The organism is Serratia sp. CY52157 (assembly GCF_052168495.1).
Taxonomy (GTDB): domain Bacteria; phylum Pseudomonadota; class Gammaproteobacteria; order Enterobacterales; family Enterobacteriaceae; genus Serratia; species Serratia ureilytica.
This window is the reverse complement of record NZ_JBJNMO010000006.1, coordinates 51151-75958: the sequence shown is the minus strand read 5'-3', so window position 1 is coordinate 75958 and position 24808 is coordinate 51151. Positions and strand designations below refer to the sequence as shown.

The window sequence follows — 24808 nt, the reverse complement described above, 5'->3', positions numbered from 1 at the left end:
GTATCTCCCTCTGTTTCTGTGCTTCAACGCGTTGTCCGCACCCGTTACCTTCACGGAGTTTTGGCACATGCTGAGCGCTTTTAAATTAGATAACCGCCGCTTGTCCCGTCTGGAACTGGACGACTCAGATGATCTCACGTCATCGCTGTGGGTTGATCTGGTCGAGCCGGAAGAGGGCGAGCGTGAGCGCGTGCAGAATGAGCTGGGACAAAGCCTGGCGACGCGTCCCGAACTGGACGACATCGAAGCCTCCGCCCGTTTCTTCGAAGACGAAGACGGTCTGCATATCCACTCCTTCTTCTACTTTGAAGATGCGGAAGATCACGCCGGCAACTCCACGGTGGCGTTCACCATCCGCGACGGGCGTCTGTATACCCTGCGCGAGCGCGAACTGCCGGCGTTCCGCCTGTACCGCATGCGCGCCCGCAACCAGACGATGCTCGAAGGCAACGCTTACGAACTGCTGCTGGATCTGTTCGAGACCAAGATTGAACAGCTGGCGGACGAGATAGAGAATATCTACAGCGATCTGGAACAGCTCAGCCGGGTGATCATGGAAGGGCATCAGGGCGACGAATACGACGCCGCGCTCTCGACGCTGGCGGAGCTGGAAGATATCGGCTGGAAGGTGCGTTTGTGCCTGATGGATACCCAGCGCGCGCTCAACTTCCTGGTGCGCAAGGCGCGTTTGCCGACCGGCCAGCTGGAGCAGGCGCGTGAAGTGCTGCGCGACATCGAATCCCTGCTGCCGCACAACGAATCGCTGTTCCAGAAGGTGAACTTCCTGATGCAGGCGGCGATGGGCTTCATCAACATCGAACAGAACCGCATCATCAAGATCTTCTCGGTGGTGTCGGTGGTGTTCCTGCCGCCTACGCTGGTGGCTTCCAGCTACGGCATGAACTTTGAATTCATGCCGGAACTGAAATGGTCGTTCGGCTACCCGGGGGCGATCACGCTGATGATTCTGGCGGGCCTGGCCCCTTACCTGTACTTCAAGCGCAAGAACTGGCTGTAACCCGGCGGCGCCGGGCTCAGCGCAGCTTGCGCTGGGTATAGAGCGCGTCGAGGGTGAACAGGAGCAGCGCCGCCCAGATAAAGCCGAAGGTCACCAGCTTGTCCTGGCCGACGGTCTCGCCGTAGAAGGTGACCGCCAGCAGGAACATCAGCGTCGGGCCGAGATACTGGAAGAAACCGAGCGTCGACAGGCGCAGCCGGGTAGCTGCCGCGGTGAAGCACAGCAGCGGCACGGTGGTGACGATGCCGGCGGCGACCAGCAGCAGGTTCAGCGACCACGGGTTGGCGCTCAGGTGGCTGGTGGGGCTGTCGGCGAACAGGAACAGATAGGCCGCCGCTACCGGCAGCAGCCACAGCGTTTCAATCAGCATGCCGGTCTGCGCGTCGATGGCGATTTTCTTGCGCAGCAGGCCGTAGAAGGCAAAGCTGAACGCCAGCCCCAGACCGATGACCGGCAACGACCCGAACTGCCAGAGCTGCACCAGCACCCCGGTGAACGCCAGCGCCACCGCCACCCACTGCATGCGGCGGAAACGTTCGCCGAGAAACAGCATCCCCAACAGCACGTTAACCAGCGGGTTGATGAAGTAGCCCAGGCTGGCTTCCAGCATATGGTGATTGTTCACCGCCCAGATGAACAGCAGCCAGTTGCCGCCGATCAACAGCGCGGTGACCGCCAGCAACAGCAGCCGTTTGCGATTTTGGCAGGCGGCGCGCACTTTAGGCCAGTTGCGGCCCAGCGTGATCAGCGCCAGCATGAAGAAAAACGACCAGATGATCCGGTGGGTGAGGATCTCATCCGCGGACACTTGCTGGATCAGTTTGAAATAAGCCGGGGCGATGCCCCACATAAAATAGGCGGCCAGGGCAAAGAAAATGCCCTGACGCGTTTGCTTTGCGTCCATGACGTCACTCTGGTGGGGAACTTAAGATGCGGTGAGTGTACTGAAGACGCTCACCGCACACAATCATCAGCCGACCAGGTAGGTGGCGGTGGCGGTCGCGATATGCAGGCCGTCGTGGTTATGCAGTTCTACGCGCGCGACGGCGACTTTGTTGCCGCTGCGCAGCACGCTGGCGGAGGCGACGAAGTGCTCGCCGCGGCCGGGGCGCAGGTAGTCGACGCGCAGGTCGATGGTGCCCATGCGCGACAGCTTGGCGGCGATCTCCTCTTCGACCAGCGGCTCCAGGCGCGTCAGCACGCCGCCGGCGCAGGCCAGCCCGGCGGCGACGTCAAGCACGGCGGCGATCACGCCGCCGTGCAGAATTTCCTGCGCGGCGTTGCCCACCAGCTTGCGCTGGTTGGTGAAGCTCAGCTCGACGTAGTCATCGTCGAAGCGGCGCAGCTCCAGGCCAAGCTCGCGGTTGAACGGCATGTGGTAGACAAAAATTTCGCCGATCTTGCGGCGGGCGGCTTCCAGGGTCAGTGGTGTTGTCGACATAGCGGGTTTCCGTTTTTCTTTTGCGTTTTAAGGGAGCTAACTGGTCAGTCCAGGTTAATGGAATGTTGATTTTATGCTTAACCTTTGTTGCTTGCCAGCCCGTTTAGGCAAAAGAGTCACGTGCGCGTTGGTGTCATGCTGAACGATATTGTGTAATCATACCCGGTGGGTGTGTACCGATGAAAAAATGGGGAAGTGTGTGTCAACCGCAGCAGTGATTAACAGAGAGTTGCTGGCCGAGCAGGTATTGCGCGATACCTTCGGCTACCAGCAATTCCGTCCGGGGCAGCAAACGATTATCAATGCCGCGATCGGCGGGCAGGATTGCCTGGTGGTGATGCCGACCGGCGGCGGCAAGTCGTTGTGTTACCAAATCCCTGCGCTGGTGATGGACGGCCTGACGCTGGTCGTTTCTCCGCTGATCTCGCTGATGAAGGATCAGGTCGACCAACTGTTGGCCTACGGCGTTTCCGCCGCCTGCTACAACTCGACGCAAACCCGCGAGGAGCAGCTGGACGTCATGGCCGGCTGCCGCAACGGCACCATCAAGATGCTGTACATCGCGCCGGAGCGGCTGATGATGGAAAGCTTCCTCAACCTGCTCGATCACTGCCCGCCGGCGATGCTGGCGGTGGATGAGGCGCACTGCATCTCCCAATGGGGCCACGACTTCCGGCCGGAATACCGCGCGCTGGGTCAGCTGAAACAGCGCTTCCCGTCGATGCCGGTGATCGCGTTGACCGCCACTGCCGACGAAGCCACGCGCGGCGATATCGTGCGTCTGCTGTCGCTGCAGGATCCGCTGGTGCAGGTCAGCAGCTTCGACCGACCGAACATCCGCTACACGCTGGTGGAAAAATTCAAACCGCTCGACCAGCTGTGGCGCTTCGTGCAGGATCAGCGCGGCAAGAGCGGCATTATCTATTGCAACAGCCGCGCCAAGGTGGAAGACACCGCCGCGCGCCTGCAAAGCCGCGGGCTGAGCGTCGGCGCTTACCACGCGGGGCTGGACAACGATCGCCGCGCCCAGGTGCAGGAGGCGTTCCAGCGTGACGATCTGCAGGTGGTGGTGGCCACCGTCGCCTTCGGCATGGGCATCAACAAACCCAACGTGCGTTTTGTGGTGCATTTCGACATCCCGCGCAATATCGAATCCTATTATCAGGAGACCGGCCGCGCCGGGCGCGACGGCCTGCCGGCCGAAGCCATCCTGCTGTACGATCCGGCCGACATGGCTTGGCTGCGCCGCTGTCTGGAGGAGAAACCCGCCGGGCAACAGCTGGACATCGAGCGTCACAAGCTGAACGCCATGGGCGCTTTCGCCGAGGCTCAAACCTGCCGTCGCCTGGTGCTGCTCAACTACTTCGGCGAAGGCAAGCACGAAAACTGCGGCAACTGCGATATCTGCCTCGATCCGCCCAAGCGCTACGACGGGCTGGAGGACGCGCGCAAGGCGCTGTCTTGCGTGTACCGCGTCGGCCAGCGCTTCGGCCTCGGGTACATCGTGGAAGTGCTGCGCGGCTCCAACAATCAGCGCATTCGCGAATACGGTCACGACAAGCTGCCGGTGTACGGCATCGGCCGCGATCAAACCACGGAGCACTGGACCAGCGTGCTGCGTCAGCTGATCCACCTGGGCTTTATCACCCAGAACATCGCCATGCACTCGGCGCTGCAATTGACCGAGGCGGCGCGTCCGGTGTTGCGCGGCGAGGTGGCGCTGCAGCTGGCGGTGCCGCGCATTCAGAGCCTGAAGTCGCGCAGTAGCGCCAACCAGAAATCCTACGGCGGCAATTACGATCGCAAGCTGTTCGCCAAGCTGCGCAAACTGCGCAAGTCGATCGCCGACGAAGAAAACATTCCACCCTACGTGGTGTTCAACGACGCCACGCTGCTGGAAATGGCCGAACAGATGCCGATCAAGGCCGGCGATCTGCTGAGCGTCAACGGCGTGGGGCAGCGCAAACTGGAGCGTTTCGGCGCGCCCTTTATGGCGATGATCCGCGATCATCTCGACAATGACGAAGACTGAGGGCGATAAATCATGCTGATGCTGTTTCTCACCGTGGCGCTGGTGCATCTGATTGCGCTGATGAGCCCGGGGCCGGACTTCTTTTTCGTGTCGCAGACCGCCGCCAGCCGCTCGCGCCGCGAGGCGATGATGGGCGTGGTCGGCATTTCGCTCGGCATCGTGGTATGGGCCGGCGTGGCGTTGATGGGGCTGCATCTGATCCTGCAGAAGATGGCCTGGCTGCATCAGATAATCATGGTCGGCGGCGGCATTTACCTGTGCTGGATGGGGTGGCAACTGCTGCGTTCCGCGCGGGCGCAGCAAGCTCCGCCGGCGGCGGAGGCCCAGGTGGCGTTGCCGAAGGCCGGGCGCAGCTTTATTCGCGGCTTCTTGACCAACCTGTCCAACCCGAAAGCGGTGATCTATTTCGGCAGCGTGTTCTCGCTGTTCGTCGGCGACAGCGTCGGCGCCGGGGCGCGCTGGGGGCTGTTCTTGCTGATCGTCGCCGAGACCTTCGTCTGGTTCAGCCTGGTGGCGGTGGTGTTCGCGCTGCCGGCGATGCGCCGCGGTTATCAGCGGTTGGCCAAGTGGATAGACGGGATGGCGGGCGTGCTGTTTACCGGCTTCGGGTTACACCTGATCTTTACCCGCTAACCGGCAGTGAAATGCCCAAGGCCGAGCAGCGATGCCCGGCCTTTTTTGTCAGGCTTTGCGGGCGGTCGCCAGCAGCCCCGCCACCAAAATGAACAGCGAACCGAACACCCGGTTGAGCAGCTGCATTTGACGCGGGGTCTTCAGCCAGCCGGCGATGCGCGTCGCCAGGGTGGCGTAACCGATCATCACCAGAATATCCACCACCACGGTGGTGACGCCGAGCACCAGATACTGTTCGGCCTGCGGCTGATGGGGCAAGATGAACTGCGGGAACAGCGCGGCGAGGAACACGATGCTTTTCGGGTTGGTCAGGTTGACCAGCACCGCGCGGCGGAACAGGCGGCGGCGCGGCATGCTGCCCGCCAGCGCATGCAGATCCAGCGCGCCGGCGGCGCGCCATTGCTGGATGCCGAGCCACACCAGGTAGGCGGCGCCCAGCCATTTCAGCAGCTCGAACGCCAGCAGCGATTGCGATATCAGCGCGCCGAGGCCGATGCCCACCAGCACGATGTGCGCGCTCAGCCCGACCTGCAGCCCGGCGATCGACGCGGCGGCGCCGCGATAGCCGTGGCTGATGCCGGTGCTCATGGTGTTGATGGCGCCGGATCCGGGGGAGAGGCTAAGGATAAGCGTGGTCAGCAGGTAGGTTAACCACCAGTCCAAGGTCATGGTTCTCGGCTCCCTGAAAGTGTCGTTTTGTGCCACAATGCGCCGAGGCGGCGCCGTTTTTTGTCAGAATTGAATCACAATACGCTAGTATGATTTCTTGTGCCAGCGGTCACATTTTCCGCCGGCTCCACAGGGAAAACGCTCTCGATGACCTCGTTCACTCTCAGCTCCGATGACTGGTTAACGCGTGAAACGCAGTTCGCTGCCTTCGCCACCGGGCCGCTGCTGGATTTCTGGCGGCAGCGCGAAGAAGGCGAGTTCAGCGGCGTGGACGGCGTGCCGATCCGCTTTGTGCGCTTCCGTTCCGCGCGGCATCAGCGGGTGGTGGTGGTCAGCCCCGGCCGCATCGAAAGCTACGTGAAATACCCTGAGGTGGCCTACGACCTGTTCCACTGCGGTTACGACGTGGTGATCGTCGATCATCGCGGCCAGGGGCGCTCCGGGCGTTTACTGGCGGATACGCACCGCGGTCATGTGGTAAACTTTGCCGACTACGTGGACGATTTCGAGCAGCTGTGGCTGCGCGAGGTCGAGTCGCGCGGTTACCGGCAGCGTTTCGCGCTGGCGCATTCGATGGGCGGCGCGATCCTGGCGCAGTTCCTGCAGCGCCGGCCGCAGGCGTTCGACGCGGCGGCGTTTTGCGCGCCGATGTTCGGCATCCAGCTGCCGATGCCGGGCTGGCTGGCCGACCGCATTCTCGACTGGGTGGAGACACGCCCGGCGATCCGTGATTATTACGCGGTGGGCACCGGCCAGTGGCGTCCGCTGCCCTATGTGGTCAACGTGTTGACCCACAGCCGCGAGCGCTACCGGCGCAGCCTGCGTTATTACGCCGACTATCCCGAGCTGCAGGTGGGCGGGCCGACTTACCATTGGGTGCGTGAGAGCATCCGCGCCGGCCGGCAGATCATCGCGCAGGCCGGGAACATCACAACGCCGCTGTTGCTTTTGCAGGCCGGTGAAGAACGGGTGGTCGACAACCGTTCGCACCAGGCTTTTTGTCAGGCTCTGTCAGACGCGGGGCGCCCTTGCGAAGGGGGGCTTCCGTGGGTTATCAACGGCGCACGCCATGAGATCCTGTTCGAGCGGGACGCGATGCGCGCCGAAGCACTGAACGCAATCCTGCGCTTCTTTGCTCAACACTTAGGCGGCGCGCTGCCGCCGACAACTCCATCAGAGGTTAGAACATAACGCTATGTATCACGTCGTCGCTTCCGATTTAGATGGCACGCTGCTGTCTCCCGACCATACCCTGTCGCCGTACGCCAAAGAAACGCTGAAGTTGCTGACCCAGCGCGGCGTGCATTTCGTGTTCGCCACCGGCCGCCACCACATCGACGTGGCGCAGATCCGCGACAGCCTGGAAATCAGCGCCTTTATGATCACCTCCAACGGCGCGCGGGTGCACAACACGGCCGGCGAGCTGATCTTCAGCCATAACCTGGACGGGGATATCGCCCGCGATCTGTACGGCATGCTGCACGACGATCCGCAGATCACCACCAACGTCTACCGCAACGACGATTGGTTTACCAACCGCGAAAGCCCGGAGCAGGAAGAGTTCTTCCAGGAGTCGGTGTTCAAATATCAGCTGTTCGAGCCGGGCCTGCTGGAAACCGACGGCGTCTGCAAGGTTTACTTCACCTGTGAAGACCACGAGCGGTTGCTGCAGGTGGAAGACGCCATCAACGCCCGCTGGGGCGATCGGGTCAACGTCAGCTTCTCGTTCCCGACCTGCCTGGAAGTGATGGCGGGCGGCGTGTCGAAAGGGCATGCGCTGGAAGAAGTGGCCAAGATCATCGGTTATACGCTGCAAGAGTGCATCGCCTTCGGCGACGGCATGAACGATCTGGAGATGCTGTCGATGGCCGGCAAGGGCTGCATCATGCGCGATGCGCATCAGCGCCTGAAGGATATGCTGCCGGAGCTGGAGGTGATCGGTTCCAATGCCGATAACGCGGTGCCGCACTACCTGCGCAAGATGTTCCTCTGAAATAACAAGGGCGCCTTGCGGCGCCCTTAAAGTAAATGATAAACCGGATGACGTTGCCGAGCTTACAGCAGGCAATAGCTAAAAAATAAGGAAAATCAATTTATTGATTTTCGACTGATATCCACAAAGGAGGAAAAACCACGCTTTTTCCTCCTTTGTCAGCAATCCAAGGGCGCCTTGCGGCGCCCTTGTTATTACTTGTGCTGGCCCTGCTTCTGCAGGAACTGCACGCCCTTGTCCGGGAAGTCGGTGAACACGCCGTCGACGCCGGCCTGGTTGTAAATCACGTCATACAGTTGGTTCACGTCGGTCACGTACTTCGGCAGCGCATCGGCGCGAATGGTGAACGGATGCACCGCCAGCTTGCTGGCGTGCGCTTCTTTCACCATGTCGGTCAGAACGATGTGGCCCGGCTTGGATTGATCCGCCACCACCAGCATGTGGTAGTCCGGCCCGATGCCGTCGGCATACTGAGCGATTTTCTTCATCGCGCCCGGTTTGAACATCCAGTCATAGTCGTATTCCACCCACTTGCCGTCGGCTTTCTGCTCGTAGGTTTCCTGCCAGTCGTTGTAGGCGATCAGCTGCACCAGCTTCAGATCCATGCCCAGCTTCGGCTCCAGCTCGTTCTTGATGCGTTTGAGCTCGTTGGCGTCGAAGCACTGCAGGTAGACGTTGTCGTTCTTGCCGGTGTAACCGTACTGCTTGAGCACCGCCAGCACTTTGCTGGAGATGTCTTTGCCTTCCTGCTTGTGGAACCAAGGCGCTTTGATTTCAGGATAGATGCCGATGTTTTTGCCGGTCGAATGGTTCAGACCCTGTACGAATTCGATCTCTTCCTGGAAGGTGTGGACGCGGAAGTCGGATTTGCCCATCGGGAAGCGGCCAGGGTAGCCCTGTACCTTCTTGCCGTTTTCGATGTCAAAGCCTTCGGTGAACTTCAGCGATTTGATCTCCGCCAGCGTAAAGTCGATGGCGTAATAACGGCCGTCTTTGCGTGCGCGGTTCGGGAAACGTTCGGCGACGTCGGTGACGCGATCGAGGTAATGGTCGTGCAGCACCACCAGCTCGTTGTCCTTGGTCATCACCAGATCTTGCTCGAGGTAATCGGCGCCTTGCGCGTAGGCCATCGCCTTCGCCGGCAGGGTGTGTTCCGGCAGGTAGCCGCTGGCACCGCGGTGGGCGATCACCACTTTGTCCGCCGCCTGCGCGGCGCTGACCATTGAGGTGGCGAGAATGATCCCTGTCAGCAGGGCTTTGACTTGAGTCCGCATTCCGTTTTCTCCGTGTTGTTGGGGGCAGGGTAGTAAAAAGGCCGCAGGGCGGCCTTTAAATCATGCAAAAGTCGTGTGACGGTTAGCCGCGCTTGCCGGCAGCGATTTCCGCGTGGTGTTTCTTCTCGTTCAGCATGGTCAGCAGCAGCAGGATAACCGCCAGCACGCCGCCGCCGATCATCACCATGAAGCCGCCGTCCCAACCGAAGAAGTCTACGGTGTAACCGACGATGGCGCTGGCCGCAACCGAGCCGCCCAGGTAGCCGAACAGGCCGGTGAAGCCCGCGGCGGTGCCGGCGGCTTTCTTCGGCGCCAGCTCCAGCGCGTGCAGGCCGATCAGCATCACTGGACCGTAGATCAGGAAGCCGATGACCAGCATACAGATCATGTCCACGGTCGGGTTACCGGCCGGGTTCATCCAGAACACCACGGTGGCGATGGTCACCAGCGTCATGAAGAACACGCCGGTGGCGCCGCGGTTGCCTTTGAACACTTTGTCCGACATCCAGCCGCACAGCAGGGTGCCCGGGATACCGGCGTATTCATACAGGAAGTAGGCCCAGGAAGACTTGTCCAGCGCGAAGTGCTTCACTTCTTTCAGGTAGGTCGGCGACCAGTCCAGAATGCCGTAACGCAGCAGGTAGACGAACACGTTGGCGACCGCGATGTACCACAGCAGCTTGTTCGGCAGGATGTACTGCATGAAGATCTGCTTGGCGGTCAGCTCTTCTTCGTCTTTTTCGCTGTAGTCGTCCGGGTAGTCGTTTTTGTACTCTTCAATCGGCGGCAGGCCGCAGGATTGCGGGGTGTCGCGCATCAGGCCGAAGGCGATCAGGGCTACCAGGATGGCGCCGAAGGCCGGCATGTACAGCGCCGCGTGCCAGTCGTTGAACCAGGCCATGCCCAGCAGGAACAGCAGCGGCGGCAGGCCGCCGCCCACGTTGTGGGCGCAGTTCCAGATGGAGACGATGCCGCCGCGTTCTTTCTGCGACCACCAGTGCACCATGGTGCGGCCGCACGGCGGCCAGCCCATGCCCTGGAACCAGCCGCACAGGAACAGCAGGACGAACATGATGGCGATGCTGGAGGTTGCCCACGGCACGAAGCCCATGAACAACATCACCGCCGCCGCCAGGATCAGGCCGGCAGGCAGGAACACTCGCGGGTTGGAACGGTCGGAGACCGAACCCATGATGAATTTGGAGAAGCCGTAGGCGATGGAGATGCCCGACAGCGCGAAGCCGAGGTCACCGCGGCTGAAGCCTTGTTCGATCAGGTAAGGCATGGCCAGGGTGAAGTTCTTACGCACCAGATAGTAGGCGGCGTAACCGAAGAAGATCCCCAGGAAAATTTGCCAGCGCAGCTTACGGTAGAGCGGGTCTACCTTATCGCTCGGCACACGGGCGATGTGTGCGGCCGGCTTAAAAATACTCAACATGAGCGCCTCCGATGGCTTTATCTGTTATCACATCAATATGACCTTTTACGTTCATTTGATGATTGAGCGGATATCGAATGTGGTGTTTTTGTGTTCCATAACGAGCGCCATTGTCATCAAATACGCCTGGTGTCGCTGTGACGAATGGCGCAATTGTTACACTTTCATGAAACCACGGCGGATTTTGAGCGATTCGTTAACGTTATGAAATAGAAAAACGTCCAAAAATCGTGATTATGATCACATTGATGGTTTTTTGTGGACATTTTTATTTCGTTTCATGTTCGTTATTGTTCCTTATCAAACAAAGACCCCAATAACCGTGGCTCAATAGGCTCATAACTACCGATCCTGAGGGAGCGACATGAGCAGCTATTTTGACGGCGGCGAAACGGATGTGATCATCATCGGCGGCGGCGCCACCGGCGCAGGCATTGCCCGCGACTGTGCGCGGCGCGGCTTGCGATGCATTTTGCTGGAGCGCCACGACATCGCCACCGGCGCCACCGGCCGCAACCACGGTTTGCTGCACAGCGGCGCGCGCTATGCGGTGACCGACGGCGAGTCGGCGCGCGAATGCATAGAAGAGAACCGCATCCTGAAACGCATCGCGCATCACTGTATCGAGCGCACCGACGGGCTGTTCATCACCTTGCCGCAAGACTCGCTGGACTATCAGCAGCAGTTTATCGCCGCCTGTCGCCAGGCCGACATCGACGCCGAAGCGATCGACCCGCAGCTGGCGCTGCGGCTGGAGCCGGCGGCTAACCCGGCGCTGATCGGCGCGGTGCGGGTGCCGGACGGCACCGTCGATCCCTTCCGGCTGACCGCCGCCAATATGCTGGACGCGCGCGAGCACGGCGCGCAGATCCTGACCTACCATCAGGTGGTGGGGTTGCTGCGCAGCGGCGATCGGGTGACGGGCGTGCGCGTTTACGACCATCAGAATCAGCGGCGCTATGAGCTGCACGCGCCGGTGGTGGTCAACGCCGCCGGTATCTGGGGCCAGCAGATCGCCGAATACGCCGATTTGCGCATCCGTATGTTCCCGGCCAAGGGAGCGCTGCTGATCCTCGGCCATCGCATCAACAACATGGTGATCAACCGCTGCCGCAAACCGGCGGACGCCGACATCCTGGTGCCAGGCGACACCATCTCGCTGATCGGCACCACCTCGACCCATATCGACTACGACCAAATTGACAACATGCTGGTGACCCCGCAGGAGGTGGACATTCTGATCCGCGAAGGGGCGCTGTTGGCGCCCACCCTGGCGCAGACCCGCATTTTGCGCGCCTATGCCGGGGTGCGGCCGCTGGTGGCCAGCGACGACGATCCCAGCGGGCGCAACGTCAGCCGCGGCATCGTGCTGCTCGATCACGCCGCCCGCGACGGGCTGGAAGGGTTTATCACCATTACCGGCGGCAAGCTGATGACCTACCGCCTGATGGCGGAGTGGGCCACCGACAAGGTATGCGAAAAGCTCGGCGTAAATAGTCCGTGCACCACCGCGCAGGACGCGCTGCCCGGATCCCGTCAGTCGGCGGAGGAAACGGTGCGCAGCGTGGTTTCTCTGCCCGCCAGCATTCGCGGCTCGGCAATTTACCGCCACGGCGATCGCGCCAGCCAGGTGCCGGCGGCCGATAGGCTCGACACCAGCCTGGTGTGCGAATGCGAGGCGGTGACCGCCGGGGAAGTGCGCTATGCGGTCAACTCGCTGACCGTCAATAACCTGGTGGATCTGCGCCGCCGCACCCGTGTCGGCATGGGCACCTGCCAGGGCGAACTCTGCGCCTGCCGCGCCGCCGGGCTGTTGACGCGCTTTAACGTCAGCACGCCGCAGCAATCCATCGCGCAGCTGTCGCAGTTCCTCAACGAACGCTGGAAAGGCGTACGGCCGATCGCCTGGGGCGATGCGCTGCGCGAGAGCGAATTCACCAGCTGGGTTTACCAGGGATTATGCGGGCTTGAAGCCCAGGCCGACCAGGAGCAGGAGGCGGATGATGCGATTTGACGTCGTGGTGATTGGCGGTGGTCTGGCGGGCCTGAGCTGCGCCATTGCCGTGGCCGAACAGGGCAAGCGCTGCGCGGTGGTCAGTTCTGGCCAGAGCGCGCTCTACTTCTCCTCCGGCTCGCTCGATCTGCTGGCGAGATTGCCGGACGGCACGCCGGTCGAGATGCCGCTGGCGGCGTTGCCGCAGCTGGCGCAACAGGCGCCGCAGCATCCGTACGCCCTGATCGGGCCCGGCCGGGTGGCGGCGCTGTCCGCCGCCGCGCAGCGGCTGCTGGAACGCTGCGGGCTGAATCTGCAGGGCGAGGGGGTGAACAACCATCTGCGCATTACGCCGCTCGGCACGCGCCGCGCCACCTGGCTCAGCCCGCAAGCGATCCCGACGCTGCCGCTGACCGGCCAACTGCCGTGGCGGCGCATTGCGGTGATCGGCATCGAAGGGTTCCTCGACTTCCAACCGCAGATGGCCGCCGACGCCCTGAGCCGCGAGCTCGGCGTGCAGACGGACGTGGCCTATCTGCACATGCCGGCGCTGGACAGATTGCGCAATAATCCCAGCGAGTTTCGTGCGGTGAACATCGCCCGGGTACTGGATTTGATGGAAAGCCTGCCGCCGATGGCCGAAGAACTGCGGCGGCTGGCGGGCGAGGCCGAGGCGCTCTTCCTGCCGGCCTGTCTGGGCCTGGAGGACGACGCGTCGCTGGCGGTGTTGCAGGATGCGGTCGGCAAGCCGATCCGACTGCTGCCGACGTTGCCGCCTTCGGTGCCCGGCATGCGCTTGCATCAGGCGCTGCGGCGGCGTTTCCAGCAGTTGGGCGGCGTTTTCATGCCGGGCGACAGCGTGCTGCGCGCCGAGAGCGAGGCCGGCCGCGTCACCGGTTTGTACACCCGCAACCACGGCGATATTCCGCTGCGGGCGCAGCAGGTGGTGCTGGCCAGCGGCAGCTTCTTCAGCAATGGGCTGGCGGCCGATTTCGACGGGGTGCGCGAACCGATCTTCGGGCTGGACGTACACAGTCGGGCGGATCGCGCCGACTGGAGCCGACGTGAGCTGTTCGCGCCGCAGCCTTACCTGCAGTTCGGCGTGCGTACCGACGGCAGGTTGCGGGCGATGAAGCAGGGAGTGCCGTTCGACAACCTGTACGCCATCGGCGCGGTCGCCGGCGGCTACGATCCGCTGCAGCAGGGTTGCGGCGCCGGCGTGTCATTGATCGGCGCGCTGCACGTCGCGCAGCAGATCGCCGCGGAGGAGAACGTATGAGCCTGCATCGGGACCACAGCTTTGAAAGCTGCATCAAATGCACCGTCTGCACCACTTACTGCCCGGTCGCCAAAGTGAACCCGCTCTACCCGGGGCCGAAACAGGCGGGGCCGGACGGCGAGCGGCTGCGGCTGAAAGACCCGGCGCTGTACGACGAAGCGCTGAAATACTGCACCAACTGCAAGCGTTGTGAAGTGGCCTGCCCGTCCGACGTCAAAATCGGCGACATCATTCAGCGCGCCCGCGCCGACTTCGCCCAGAGCAAGCCGACGCTGCGCGATGCCATCCTCAGCCATACCGATATCATGGGATCGCTGTCGACGCCGTTTGCGCCGATCGTCAACGCCGCCACCGGGTTGAAACCGGTGCGCAAGCTGCTGGACAAGGCGCTGAAGATCGACCACCGGCGCGAACTGCCGAAATATTCCTTCGGCACCTTCCGCCGCTGGTACCGGCAACAGGCGCAGGCTCAGCAGCGTTACGCCGAGCAGGTGGCATTCTTCCACGGTTGCTTCGTCAACTATAACCACCCGCAGCTGGGCAAGGATTTGGTCCGGGTGTTCAACGCGCTGGATATCGGCGTGCAGCTGCTGAAACGCGAGAAATGCTGCGGCGTGCCGCTGATCGCCAACGGATTTATCGAGCAGGCTAAAAAGCAGGCCAGGGTCAATGCCGAATCGCTGCAGGAAACGGTGCTGGAGCGCGGCATTCCGGTGGTGGCGACCTCATCGAGCTGCACCTTCACCCTGCGTGACGAATACCCTCATCTGCTGGACGTAGACACCACTGCGGTGCGCGATCGGGTGGAGCTGGCGACGCGCTATCTCTATCGCCTGATCAATCAGGGGCGCAGCCTGCCGCTCAAGCGCACGCCGCTGCGGGTGGCTTATCACACGCCTTGCCATATGGAGAAGATGGGCTGGACCGCCTATACCCTGGAGCTGCTGCGGCAGATACCGGGGCTGGAGCTGGTGGTGCTGGATTCGCAGTGCTGCGGCATCGCCGGCACTTACGGGTTCAAATCGGAGAACTACGCCACGTCGCAAGGCATTGGCGCGCCGCTGTTCCGGCAGATAGAAGAGAGCGGAGTGGATCTGGTGGTGACCGACTGCGAGACCTGCAAGTGGCAGATCGAAATGTCCACCAGCAAACGCTGCGAACACCCGATCACCCTGCTGGCGCAGGCGTTGGCATAAAGACTCAGGGGCCGGCGAACCGGCCCCTGCGGGATTACTGCTTCAGTTTCAGGGTGGAGATGATGCCTTCGGCTTCGGTCTGCGCCTGCTGCTGGTTGTCCGCCGGCAGCGTCACCTGAATGGTCAGCATGTTGTTGTTCAGCGAACCGATCAGGACGGAAGAATAGGCTTTCTCGCCGCCGCTGGTGATGATGCTGTCCAGCTGACGCAGCGGCACACCGTTGACGTCGAGCGCTTTGTTGGTGATCACCTGCAGGTTGGCGTCACGCGCGCGCTGGGTGTTCTCCAGGCGCTTGGCCAGGGTCTCCAGGCTGTCGGCGGTCTTGTCGCCCAAGATGACGATCACTGCGCGCTGACCGGTGCTGTCTGCGTAAACATGCATGTTGTTGGCCTGGTTGCCCAGCTTGCCGCTCTGATCCGCCATGCCGACCGGCAGGGTGAACGCCAGTTTACCGTCCAGCAGGCTGACTTGCTGCCCGGCCGGCGCGCTGGCCGCCGCGCCGTCTGGCGCTGCCTTGGTGTCTTTGGTGTTGCCGTCGCAGGCCGCGAGGCCAAGCGCCAGCAGGCTGATACCCATCAATTTCGCTACTTTACGCATCGGGCTTCCTTCTTCCTTTCCGGTAGGGATTCACTGTCGTATCGCAACCTATTCCAGGTTGAAATGCAAGGCAGATGTTGTCACAAGTTTTTTTCCAGTAATAGCCTATAATCAGCCACTTCGCCTTTCTTTTCCAGATGAACAATCTGATAGTGATGGGCGAGCAGCATCGTCAGCATGGCGCGGAACCGGTTACGGGTTTTGACCGTCAGTTGGCGATAGCCTTGCGCCCGCGCCCAGCGCTCTTGTTCGGCCAACAAGGCCTGCGCCACGCCGTGGCGACGGAATGCCGGCAGCACGCCGCCCAGCCAGCTGTAAAACACCGTTTCCTGCCGTTGATAACCGAGTTTGAAACCGGCCGGCTGTCCGTCTATCTCGGCGATCAACAGGCTGGTGGGGGCGGCGCCGATACGTTGCTGCAGGTCGGCCAGGCTGTGCAGGCCGCCGAATTCGGGGATGCGTTGGTAAAGGCGGTGGATTTCTTCGAGCGTGGCGGTGCGGATGATTGGGGTCATGAGCGGCCTCCAAAGGATAAGGCCGCCCAGAATAACACGACTCAGCCCGGCTGCAGGCTGCCGCTGCGCGCCGCGATGCGTTTGAGCAGCATGTTCAGCAACACGCCGTACATCGGCAGGAAGAACAGCAGGCAGATCATCACCTTGAAGCTGTAATCCACCAGCGCGATCTCCACCCAGTTGTTGGCCATGAAGGGATCGCTGCTCTTATAGAAGGCGATGAAGAAGAACGCCAGCGTGTCGCTGATGTTGCCGAGGAACATCGCCGCCGCCGGCGCCACCCACCAGGTGCTGCGTTGACGCAGGCGGTTGAAGACGTGTACGTCGAGGATCTGGCCGAGCACATAGGCCATAAAGCTGGCCACCGCGATGCGCGCCACGAACAGGTTAAAACTGCTCAGCGCGGCGAAACCCTGCCATTCTCCCTGATAAGTGACGGTGGAGATCACGTAGGAGATGAACAGCGCCGGCACCATCACCGCCAGGATGATGCGCCGCGCCAGCGGCGCGCCGAAGATGCGCACGGTCAGATCGGTCGCCAGAAAGATAAACGGGAAGGTAAAGGCGCCCCAGGTGGTATGGAAGCCGAAAACGCTGATCGGCAGCTGCACCAGGTAGTTGCTGGAGGTAATGATGGCGATATGAAACAGCGAAAGCCAGACCAACGCCGTGAAGCGCTGCTGTGCGGTAAACGAATACATACTTGTAGCCTTTTTAGCAGTGGGGTGAGGGAACCCAGTGTGTCTTGTCAAAACAGCAAAAAACGCTGCGCGGCGGCATGATACGCGTTTGCGCAACCAATGCAATGGTTAAATTTAACGCAAACGTTAACGCATCTTGCGCAGAAAAACTACCGGCGTAAACTAGGCGCTAATGAGATGCGGCGAGCGTTCGCCGATCGTTTTTGAACGAGAAAAATTGCATGACTGACTTATTTGCCCAGGCAGACCAGACGCTCGACGCGCTGGGGCTGCGTTGCCCGGAACCGGTGATGATGGTGCGCAAAACCGTGCGCCATATGGACAACGGCGAAACGCTGCTGATTATCGCCGACGATCCGGCCACTACCCGCGATATCCCGGGGTTTTGCCGCTTTATGGAGCACACGCTGGTGGCGCAGGAGACCGAGCAGGCGCCATACCGTTATCTGTTACGGAAAGGTGTATAGTTTTTAATCGTCTCGTAAGATAAGCTCCCTGCGATTGGGGAGCGTTAGAAAGGGACAAACGATGATGAGTATTTTACTACTGCCTACGGTTGCCAAGATGGAAAATGAGGAACACACACAGGGCTATGAGCGCTGGTTTCTTGAAAGAGTTCAGGAAGCCATGGATGAGCCGTGGCCCGGTATTCCTCATGATGACGTGATGGCTGAAATGGATGCTGTTATCGCTGCTGCAGAAGCCAGGATCAACGCGAAGCAGGCATAATGCTCAACATCGAATGGACTCGAGCCGCACGTCAGGATCTGGCGGAGATTGTGGGATTCATCGCCAACGATAACCCTCTGGCAGCCAGAAAAATGAAGGTTCTCATCATGGAGGCCGTCACTCCCGCCGCCAGGCATCCTCGAATTTTCCGGCGTGGCAGAGTGGACGGCACGCATGAAATCCCCTTGCATCCCCATTATCTCCTGATTTACCAGGTGCTGGAAACTCACATCCGGGTGTTGCGGGTATTACATACGCGCCGACAATATCCTTAGTATCTTCGCTGCAATCGATAATGGCGGGTTCCCATTGAGGAACCCGGCCTGGCGTCACGTTATTGGCGCTTTCTCAACAGCCGCAGCGCGTTGGCGGTGACCAGCGCGGTGGCGCCGGAGTCCGCCAGCACTGCCAGCCACAGCCCGGTTAACCCCAGCAGGCTGGTGATCAGAAAGACCCCTTTCAATCCCAGCGCGATGGTGATGTTTTGCCGGATATTGGCGTGGGTGGCGCGCGAGATGCGGATCATTTCCGCGACGCCCACCAGCCGGTTGTGGGTCAGGGCGGCGTCGGCGGTCTCCAGCGCCACATCGGTGCCGCTGCCCATGGCGATGCCGATGTTGGAGGCTTTCATCGCCGGGGCGTCGTTGATGCCGTCGCCGATCATCGCCGTCGGGCGCAGTTCGTTCAGCTCGGTAACCGCAGCGACCTTATCTTCCGGCAACAGACCGGCGCGATAGTCGAGGCCCAGCTCGCCGGCGATCGCCGCGGCGGCGCGCGGGTTGTCCCCGGTCAGCATCACGCCGCGAATACCCAGCGCGTTCAGTTCGGCTATCGCCTGTTTGGCGTCGCTGCGTAGCGTATCACGCAGCGCCAGCAAGCCGATGGGCGCGCCGTCTGCCAGCACCACCACCGCCGTTTTACCGGCGTTTTCCAGCTTGTCTACCTGGCTCTGCCATTGGGTGTCGAGCAGGCCCGGCGCCAGCTTGCCCGGCGCGCTGATCAGCACGGTCTTGCCGTCCACGATCCCTTCCACACCGACGCCGGCCAGCGCGCGGCGCGCCTGCGCCAGCGGCAGCTCGGCACCGCTGGCGGCGGCGCGGTTAATGATCGCTTGCGCCAGCGGGTGATGTGAACCGGCCTCTACCGCGGCGGCAAGCTGCAACAGCCGTTGTTCGGTGAGCGCGCCGATGGGCAGCACGTCGGTGACCGTCGGCTTGCCTTCGGTCAGGGTGCCGGTTTTATCGAAGGCGATGGTTTGAATCTGGCCCAGTTGCTCCAGCGCCGCACCGCCTTTAATCAGCGCGCCGCGCCGCGTGGCGGCCGCCAGCCCGGATGTGATGGCCGCCGGCGTCGAGATCACCAGCGCGCATGGACAGCCGATCAGCAGCAGCGTCAGGCCGCGATAGATCCAGGTCTCCCACGGCTGCGAGAACAGCAGCGGCGGCACCAGGATCACCGCGACGGCCAGCAGCATGATGGCCGGGGTGTAGTAGCGGCTGAAGCGATCGAGGAAGCGTTCGATCGGCGCGCGGCGCTCTTCGGCCTCTTCAATCAATTGCAGAATGCGGTCGATGGCGTTTTTGCCGGGCTCTGAGATCACCTTCATCTGTGCCGCCTGATCGACGGACAGGCTGCCGGCGGCCACTTTTTCCCCCCGTTGACGCTCGACCGGCACCGATTCGCCGGTCAGGGCGCTTTCGTCGAAGCTGGCGAACGGATTGAGCAGTTCGGCGTCGGCCGGCAGACGCCCGCCGGGCGCGATTTCAATCACGTCGCCGGGGCGCAGGCTGGCGACCGGCACGCGTTTGCGTTCCGTGCCTTGCAGCAGCAGCGCATCTTCCGGCACCAGCTCCATCAGCGCCTTCACCCCGCGCCGCGCACGGTTGGCGGCGTAGGATTCCAGCAGCTCGCCAACCATAAACAGCAGCAGCACCATCGCCGCCTCGGCGGTGGCGCCAATGAACAGCGCGCCGATGGCCGCCACGCTCATCAGCGTTTCGATGGCGAACGGCGTGCCGGAGCGAATCAGACGCAGCGCCTTGGCGGCGACCGGCGCCAACCCGACCAGCGTGGTGGCGATAAAGGCGATGCGACCCAGCTCCGGGTTAATCCGATCCAGCACCCAGCTGACCACCATCAGGGTGGTTAACAACAGCAGCGGCGCAAATTCGCCGAAGCGCGAGGCTTTTGGCGCGGCATCTTTGGCTGTCTGAGCGCCGAGCAGGGTAAAACCGGCCTGGGCGACCGCGTCCTGGATCCGCAGGCTGATATCGGACTGTGCGTCGACCACCAGTTTTTCGGTGGCGAACAATACGCGTGCGCTGTCAACGCCGGGGAGCGCGGTGACGGCATTTTCGATTTTCTTGGCGCAGCTGGGGCAGTCCATACCGGTGACTTTCCAGCTGAAACGTTGGCTGCCGGAAGGGGGAGCGGCGGCCAGCCTGTCGCTTTCCTCGTCCGGATCGTCGGGGGCGGCGGCGCAGCAGCCGCTCTCGCCATGATCGTGATGGTGATGGGCGTGTTCGGTCTGCGCAGCGGCGTTTTTCGGCTCGCTGCTGCAGCCATGCTGGGTTTTGCTGTGGCTGTGGTTGCAGCCGCATCCGCCTTCGGCGTGGTGATGTTCCTGATGATTATGGTTTTGCTGATTGTGCATAACGTCCCCCTTCGGGCAGTTAACCGGGTTTGCTCAGCTGACTCTACACCCTGGAGTGCACTCCAGAGTCAAGCGCCGGATGAGAATTATTGCTAACGGCGTTCAGGCGTTATGGGGGGATTCATTCAATAATGAATAATGCGAATTTTAATCTATTGCTTTTTCTTATTACCTATTTCGAGAAAAAGTCTCGCCGCCGTTAGTTTAAATAAGAAAATAATATTCCTATAGAAACTAAAAAGTCGCCCGGTCTAATAATAAAGAGTTATTTATCTATAACGCGTTAGCAAAATTTATCTTTTGGCGCCTAATTAGCCAGCATGATTCGCTTGTGTCTGCAAGCCGCATTGCTATTGAAGTTTGGTGCCAACTTCTCCTCTCTAAGTTTCATTTGTTTTGTAAATAAGCGCAAAAAGTAGCATAACAAACTTTCGTTGCGATAATAAATGGTTGATTATTTTATGTGCAGTTTTGCGGTCCTGCCTATAATTGGAATCGATTACCATTTTTAATGGTGATCTTATTTGCTGATATATATGCATTAATTCTACCAAACACACTGCCGGTAACGGCGCATAAGCCCCTTCCAGCAAGCTTAAGGTTCATTAACCGTGGCTTACGGGGAGGTTATGTCTATCTGTCTGATTGATATCAATCAGGTAATGAGTGGAATCGAACCAATGCAATCTACTAAAAAGGCAATTGAAATTACTGAATCCAACTTCGCGGCCGCCACAACCGGCTACGATGCTGTAGACGACCTGTTGCATTATCATGAGCGGGGCAACGGGATTCAGATTAATGGCAAGGATTCATTTTCTAACGAGCAAGCTGGGCTGTTTATTACCCGTGAGAACCAAACCTGGAACGGTTACAAGGTATTTGGCCAGCCGGTCAAATTAACCTTCTCCTTCCCGGACTATAAGTTCTCTTCCACCAACGTCGCCGGCGACACCGGGCTGAGCAAGTTCAGCGCGGAACAGCAGCAGCAGGCTAAGCTGTCGCTGCAGTCCTGGGCCGACGTCGCCAATATCACCTTTACCGAAGTGGCGGCCGGACAAAAGGCCAACATCACCTTCGGTAACTACAGCCAGGATCGTCCCGGCCACTATGATTACGGCACCCAGGCCTACGCCTTCCTGCCGAACACCATTTGGCAGGGGCAGGATCTGGGAGGCCAGACCTGGTACAACGTCAACCAGTCCAACGTGAAGCATCCGGCGACCGAAGACTACGGCCGCCAGACGTTCACCCATGAGATTGGCCATGCGCTGGGTCTGAGCCACCCGGGCGATTACAACGCCGGTGAAGGCAACCCGACCTATCGCGACGTCACTTATGCGGAAGACACCCGCCAGTTCAGCCTGATGAGCTACTGGAGCGAAACCAACACCGGTGGCGATAACGGCGGTCATTACGCCGCAGCTCCGCTGCTGGATGACATTGCCGCCATTCAACATCTGTATGGCGCCAACCTGTCGACCCGCACCGGCGACACCGTGTACGGTTTTAACTCCAACACCGGTCGTGACTTCCTCAGCACCACCAGCAATTCGCAGAAAGTGATCTTTGCGGCCTGGGATGCGGGTGGCAACGATACCTTCGATTTCTCCGGTTATACCGCTAACCAGCGCATCAACCTGAACGAGAAGTCGTTCTCCGACGTGGGCGGCCTGAAAGGCAACGTCTCGATCGCCGCCGGTGTGACCATCGAGAACGCCATTGGCGGTTCCGGCAACGACGTGATCGTCGGCAACGCGGCCAATAACGTGCTGAAAGGCGGCGCGGGTAACGACGTGCTGTTCGGCGGCGGCGGGGCGGATGAGCTGTGGGGCGGTGCCGGTAAAGACATCTTCGTGTTCTCTGCCGCCAGCGATTCCGCGCCGGGCGCTTCAGACTGGATCCGCGACTTCCAGAAAGGGATCGACAAGATTGATCTTTCGTTCTTCAACAAAGAAGCGCAGAGCAGCGATTTCATTCACTTCGTCGATCACTTCAGCGGCGCGGCCGGTGAAGCGCTGCTGAGCTACAACGCTTCCAACAACGTGACCGATTTGTCGGTGAACATCGGTGGTCATCAGGCGCCGGACTTCCTGGTGAAAATCGTCGGTCAGGTAGACGTCGCCACTGACTTTATCGTGTAACGCAGCAACGGAGCGCCCGGCGCAGTCTCGGCCGGGCGTGATGTGGGAGCCGGTATGAAAGGTACTTTAACGCGCGCCGCCCTGGCGGCGGGAGGCATGATGGTGACGAGTGCGGTGATGGCCGGCAGTCTGGCGCTGCCGACCGCGCAGTCGCTGGCGGGGCAATGGCAGGTAGCCGACAGCGAACGGCAATGCCAAATCGAGTTTCTGGCCAATGAGCAAAGCGAGACCAACGGCTACCAGCTGGTGGATCGGCAGCGTTGTCTGCAAAGCGTATTTGCGGCCGAGGTGGTGGGCTGGCGCCCGGCGCCGGACGGCATCGCCCTGCTGCAGGCGGATGGCAGCACGCTGGCGTTCTTCTCGCGCGACGGCGATCTGTACCGCAATCAGCTGGGTGCGGGTGATGCCCTGACGTTGAAAGCGCTGGCTTGATGAAGAAACGGGTTCGGCGCGCCGAACCCGCGGCAGGTCTCTACAGGTAGAGCGAACGCACGATCAGGAAGTGGCCGGAGAAGTAACAGAAAGCCACGATGGCGTCCGCCGCGCGGAAGGTGAAGCGGTAGCGGTTGAGCAGCCAAACCACGTTGGCCAGCAGCAGCAGCGAGGTGCCGGTCAGCAGTGAGAAGCCGAAATCGGTGCTGCGCAGGAAATATTGCTCGCCCGCCAGCCAGACCATCAGCAGCGTCATCGCCACATAGGTGACGATCGGCCAACGCATCTCTTCCAACCGGGTCCAAAGGGCGGCCAGCAGCAATGCGCCGATCGCCAGCAGCGCCAGCGGCAGCGGCCAGAACAGACTGAACGTCATCTGGCTAGCGAAACTCAGGGTGTACAGCAAGTGGGACAGGAAAAAGGCGCCGATGGCGTACAGCACCCGCTCGCGCGGCAACAGAAGCAGCGCATCGCCGATCAGCGTTGCCAGCAGGCCGAGTACGATCAGATAGCCCGCGGCGCTGAGCACCGGCGCCTGCCAGGCCAACAGCAACAGCAGCAGCAGCGTGACGGGTTTGAACACCCAACGCTGCCAGCGCGGCCCACGGTAAGAGGCGTCGACGAACAGCCAACCGGAAAAGAATACGGCAAGGAACGGCCAACTCATTTATGTCTTCCTTATGTAGGAGGGAGCCGCAACCACCGGCTCCAAACTGTCACCCATGTCACTTCTTCATTTCAGTGTAGGTAGCCTGCCGACGATCGACAATGCTTTCTTGAGAATGCTATGTTTACGCCGATTTGACCGTGAAGGAAATGGGAAACCGATGAGTAAGCCACCGTTATTTTTTGTCGCCGTCATTGCGTTGATCGCCGTGCTGGCCACGCAACGTTACTTCAAACAGCGCCAGCAGGAGGCGGAAAACGATCGCGCGCCGATGCGCAGTCTGCAGGTGACGGTGAGTGACAAGCGGAGCTTCCCGGTCGCCAAGACCCGTGCGCCGCAGCGCGAGCCGTTGGTCAACGAGCCGATGTATTACGAGGTGGTGTTCAGCCCTAACCAGGGTGGTGAAAACATTACGCTGCGGCTGAAGCAATGGCAGTACAACCCGATAGAAAAAGGCGCGCAGGGCACGTTAAACATGCAGGGCACGCGCTTCGTCTCGTTCACCGTTCAGCCGTAGCGGTCACTTTTTCTTGATGGGCGGCTGTTTCTTTTGCCAGGCCAGCAGCTCGAACACGCCAAAGATAAAGATCTTGGCCTCTTGCCAGTAGCTGATCGGCTGATCCTTCGGCTGGGTGGATTTCAACAGCACCAACTGCAGGCCGTGCATCACCACCATAAAGAACAGCGCCACGTCGATGAAATACTTCAGCGGCTTGGGAAACGGATGGAACAGGTTAGAGAGCAGGAAGCCCCATACGCACAGCATCAGCAGGCGGCCCAGATTAATCAGCATGGTCGGTTTTCTCTTGCGAACGAAGATAAAGGCGATAAGCCACCTGGCCGGCGACCTTCTCCCGGTGCAACTGCCAGCTGGCAGGCACGTCCGCCGCGGCGCTTTCCGCCTCGGCTTCTACATAGATCCAGGCCTCGTCGGCCAGCCAGCCCCGCTGCTCCAGCAGCAGGGCGGTCTCCGCCAGCAGGCCTTTGCGAAACGGCGGATCGAGGAACACCACGTCGAACGGTTGACCGTCGCCCGCCAGCCAGCTCAGCGCGTTGGTGTTGATAACCACCCCTTTGCCCTGCAGCAGCGCCAGATTTTTTTCCAGCTGCTGCGCCACCGGCCGCTCGAATTCCAACAGCGTGGCGCTGCCGGCATAGCGCGACAGCGCTTCCAGCCCTAATGCGCCGCTGCCGGCGAAGCAGTCCAGGCAGCGCGCGCCCTGAATCACCGGCGCCAGCCAGTTGAACAGGGTTTCGCGTACCCGATCGGTGGTGGGGCGCAGCCCCGGGCTGTTCGGCACCGGAAGCTTACGGCCGCGCCATTGGCCGCCGATGATGCGGATCTGTCCGGCTGCGGCCTGGGGCGGTTTTTTGGCCGCCGCCCGTGGCGAGAGTCTTGTCAT

The 24808-nt window shown here is 61.0% G+C and carries 26 protein-coding genes; 14 read left to right on the top strand and 12 right to left on the bottom strand.

Going from position 1 to position 24808, the window contains the following annotated elements; translation table 11 throughout:
* Nucleotides 1-67: 67 nt before the first annotated feature.
* Nucleotides 68-1018: a magnesium/cobalt transporter CorA gene (corA, locus tag ACJ8IP_RS19010; protein WP_004934262.1), complete on the top strand. Its 951-nt coding sequence runs from the start codon at nt 68-70 to the stop codon at nt 1016-1018.
* A gap of 16 nt (nt 1019-1034) precedes the next feature.
* Here the strand turns inward: corA and rarD are convergent, their stop codons facing one another.
* Both rarD and ACJ8IP_RS19000 read right to left on the bottom strand, forming a co-directional pair.
* Entirely contained in the window at nt 1035-1922 is an 888-nt protein-coding gene (gene rarD, locus ACJ8IP_RS19005; protein ID WP_164107104.1) for an EamA family transporter RarD, read from the bottom strand.
* A 66-nt stretch (nt 1923-1988) separates the two neighbouring features.
* Nucleotides 1989-2459 (bottom strand): thioesterase family protein, encoded by a 471-nt coding sequence (locus ACJ8IP_RS19000; protein ID WP_033645017.1) that lies wholly within the window; start codon nt 2457-2459, stop codon nt 1989-1991.
* A 199-nt stretch (nt 2460-2658) separates the two neighbouring features.
* On the opposite strand from ACJ8IP_RS19000, the gene recQ reads away from it, so the two are divergent.
* Together recQ and rhtC are read left to right on the top strand one after the other, a co-directional pair.
* The gene (recQ, locus tag ACJ8IP_RS18995) at nt 2659-4491 is read left to right on the top strand and encodes an ATP-dependent DNA helicase RecQ (protein WP_046688049.1); all 1833 of its coding nucleotides are present in this window, start codon (nt 2659-2661) and stop codon (nt 4489-4491) included.
* Nucleotides 4492-4503: 12 nt separating this feature from the next.
* Nucleotides 4504-5124 carry a threonine export protein RhtC gene (gene rhtC / locus ACJ8IP_RS18990; RefSeq protein ID WP_060660075.1) on the top strand — a complete coding sequence of 207 codons (621 nt, stop codon included), beginning with the start codon at nt 4504-4506 and terminating at the stop codon, nt 5122-5124.
* 48 nt (nt 5125-5172) lie between these two features.
* Here the strand turns inward: rhtC and rhtB are convergent, their stop codons facing one another.
* Nucleotides 5173-5793 (bottom strand): homoserine/homoserine lactone efflux protein, encoded by a 621-nt coding sequence (rhtB, locus tag ACJ8IP_RS18985; protein WP_033645013.1) that lies wholly within the window; start codon nt 5791-5793, stop codon nt 5173-5175.
* 147 nt (nt 5794-5940) lie between these two features.
* On the opposite strand from rhtB, the gene pldB reads away from it, so the two are divergent.
* Together pldB and yigL are read left to right on the top strand one after the other, a co-directional pair.
* Nucleotides 5941-6984: a lysophospholipase L2 gene (pldB, locus tag ACJ8IP_RS18980; RefSeq protein ID WP_038874116.1), complete on the top strand. Its 1044-nt coding sequence runs from the start codon at nt 5941-5943 to the stop codon at nt 6982-6984.
* Nucleotides 6985-6988: 4 nt separating this feature from the next.
* Entirely contained in the window at nt 6989-7786 is a 798-nt protein-coding gene (gene yigL / locus ACJ8IP_RS18975) for a sugar/pyridoxal phosphate phosphatase YigL (protein WP_033652427.1), read from the top strand.
* A 194-nt stretch (nt 7787-7980) separates the two neighbouring features.
* On the opposite strand, the gene glpQ is transcribed toward yigL, so the two are convergent.
* Together glpQ and glpT are read right to left on the bottom strand one after the other, a co-directional pair.
* Nucleotides 7981-9060 carry a glycerophosphodiester phosphodiesterase gene (gene glpQ, locus ACJ8IP_RS18970; RefSeq protein ID WP_025304882.1) on the bottom strand — a complete coding sequence of 360 codons (1080 nt, stop codon included), beginning with the start codon at nt 9058-9060 and terminating at the stop codon, nt 7981-7983.
* Between the two features lie 82 nt (nt 9061-9142).
* On the bottom strand, nt 9143-10498 hold the full coding sequence (glpT, locus tag ACJ8IP_RS18965; protein ID WP_033645009.1) for a glycerol-3-phosphate transporter: 1356 nt from the start codon (nt 10496-10498) through the stop codon (nt 9143-9145).
* A gap of 364 nt (nt 10499-10862) precedes the next feature.
* Between glpT and glpA the strand changes: the two genes are divergently transcribed.
* From glpA to glpC, 3 genes are read left to right on the top strand one after another with little or no spacing between them, the layout of a single operon-like run.
* A complete protein-coding gene (glpA, locus tag ACJ8IP_RS18960) occupies nt 10863-12512 on the top strand; it encodes an anaerobic glycerol-3-phosphate dehydrogenase subunit A (protein WP_033645008.1) in 1650 nt (549 codons plus the stop codon).
* A complete protein-coding gene (glpB, locus tag ACJ8IP_RS18955) occupies nt 12502-13770 on the top strand; it encodes a glycerol-3-phosphate dehydrogenase subunit GlpB (RefSeq protein ID WP_164107112.1) in 1269 nt (422 codons plus the stop codon). The genes glpA and glpB overlap by 11 nt, the downstream gene beginning before the upstream one ends.
* Nucleotides 13767-14966: an anaerobic glycerol-3-phosphate dehydrogenase subunit GlpC gene (glpC, locus tag ACJ8IP_RS18950; RefSeq protein ID WP_033645005.1), complete on the top strand. Its 1200-nt coding sequence runs from the start codon at nt 13767-13769 to the stop codon at nt 14964-14966. The genes glpB and glpC overlap by 4 nt, the downstream gene beginning before the upstream one ends.
* Before the next feature lie 34 nt (nt 14967-15000).
* Here glpC and ACJ8IP_RS18945 read toward each other — a convergent pair whose 3' ends face one another.
* The 3 genes from ACJ8IP_RS18945 to ACJ8IP_RS18935 form a co-directional block, all read right to left on the bottom strand.
* Nucleotides 15001-15564, bottom strand: coding sequence for a DcrB family lipoprotein (locus ACJ8IP_RS18945; RefSeq protein ID WP_025304887.1), 564 nt, complete (start codon nt 15562-15564; stop codon nt 15001-15003).
* A gap of 80 nt (nt 15565-15644) precedes the next feature.
* Nucleotides 15645-16079, bottom strand: coding sequence for a GNAT family N-acetyltransferase (locus tag ACJ8IP_RS18940; protein ID WP_089192362.1), 435 nt, complete (start codon nt 16077-16079; stop codon nt 15645-15647).
* A gap of 41 nt (nt 16080-16120) precedes the next feature.
* On the bottom strand, nt 16121-16780 hold the full coding sequence (locus ACJ8IP_RS18935; protein WP_164107102.1) for a 7-cyano-7-deazaguanine/7-aminomethyl-7-deazaguanine transporter: 660 nt from the start codon (nt 16778-16780) through the stop codon (nt 16121-16123).
* Nucleotides 16781-17001: 221 nt separating this feature from the next.
* Here ACJ8IP_RS18935 and tusA point away from each other — a divergent pair, with 221 nt between their 5' ends.
* From tusA to ACJ8IP_RS18920, 3 genes are all read left to right on the top strand, one after another.
* Entirely contained in the window at nt 17002-17247 is a 246-nt protein-coding gene (tusA, locus tag ACJ8IP_RS18930; RefSeq protein ID WP_025304890.1) for a sulfurtransferase TusA, read from the top strand.
* 61 nt (nt 17248-17308) lie between these two features.
* Complete coding sequence (gene relB, locus ACJ8IP_RS18925) at nt 17309-17509, top strand: type II toxin-antitoxin system RelB family antitoxin (protein ID WP_223524348.1); 201 nt, start codon at nt 17309-17311, stop codon at nt 17507-17509.
* The gene (locus ACJ8IP_RS18920; protein ID WP_033645001.1) at nt 17509-17784 is read left to right on the top strand and encodes a type II toxin-antitoxin system RelE/ParE family toxin; all 276 of its coding nucleotides are present in this window, start codon (nt 17509-17511) and stop codon (nt 17782-17784) included. The genes relB and ACJ8IP_RS18920 overlap by 1 nt, the downstream gene beginning before the upstream one ends.
* Before the next feature lie 59 nt (nt 17785-17843).
* Here the strand turns inward: ACJ8IP_RS18920 and ACJ8IP_RS18915 are convergent, their stop codons facing one another.
* Nucleotides 17844-20162, bottom strand: a complete 2319-nt coding sequence (locus tag ACJ8IP_RS18915) for a zinc/cadmium/mercury/lead-transporting ATPase (protein WP_273974491.1) — start codon at nt 20160-20162, stop codon at nt 17844-17846.
* A gap of 680 nt (nt 20163-20842) precedes the next feature.
* Between ACJ8IP_RS18915 and ACJ8IP_RS18910 the strand changes: the two genes are divergently transcribed.
* Together ACJ8IP_RS18910 and ACJ8IP_RS18905 are read left to right on the top strand one after the other, a co-directional pair.
* On the top strand, nt 20843-22306 hold the full coding sequence (locus ACJ8IP_RS18910; RefSeq protein ID WP_033644999.1) for a serralysin family metalloprotease: 1464 nt from the start codon (nt 20843-20845) through the stop codon (nt 22304-22306).
* 54 nt (nt 22307-22360) lie between these two features.
* Nucleotides 22361-22738 (top strand): AprI/Inh family metalloprotease inhibitor, encoded by a 378-nt coding sequence (locus tag ACJ8IP_RS18905; RefSeq protein WP_025304893.1) that lies wholly within the window; start codon nt 22361-22363, stop codon nt 22736-22738.
* A 40-nt stretch (nt 22739-22778) separates the two neighbouring features.
* Here ACJ8IP_RS18905 and ACJ8IP_RS18900 read toward each other — a convergent pair whose 3' ends face one another.
* Nucleotides 22779-23405: a lysoplasmalogenase gene (locus ACJ8IP_RS18900; RefSeq protein ID WP_033644998.1), complete on the bottom strand. Its 627-nt coding sequence runs from the start codon at nt 23403-23405 to the stop codon at nt 22779-22781.
* Between the two features lie 160 nt (nt 23406-23565).
* Between ACJ8IP_RS18900 and ACJ8IP_RS18895 the strand changes: the two genes are divergently transcribed.
* Nucleotides 23566-23922, top strand: a complete 357-nt coding sequence (locus ACJ8IP_RS18895) for a DUF2500 domain-containing protein (protein WP_033644996.1) — start codon at nt 23566-23568, stop codon at nt 23920-23922.
* A gap of 3 nt (nt 23923-23925) precedes the next feature.
* On the opposite strand, the gene ACJ8IP_RS18890 is transcribed toward ACJ8IP_RS18895, so the two are convergent.
* Both ACJ8IP_RS18890 and rsmD read right to left on the bottom strand, forming a co-directional pair.
* A complete protein-coding gene (locus ACJ8IP_RS18890; protein WP_004934327.1) occupies nt 23926-24198 on the bottom strand; it encodes a DUF1145 family protein in 273 nt (90 codons plus the stop codon).
* Nucleotides 24188-24808 (bottom strand): 16S rRNA (guanine(966)-N(2))-methyltransferase, encoded by a 621-nt coding sequence (gene rsmD / locus ACJ8IP_RS18885; RefSeq protein ID WP_033644994.1) that lies wholly within the window; start codon nt 24806-24808, stop codon nt 24188-24190. The genes ACJ8IP_RS18890 and rsmD overlap by 11 nt, the downstream gene beginning before the upstream one ends.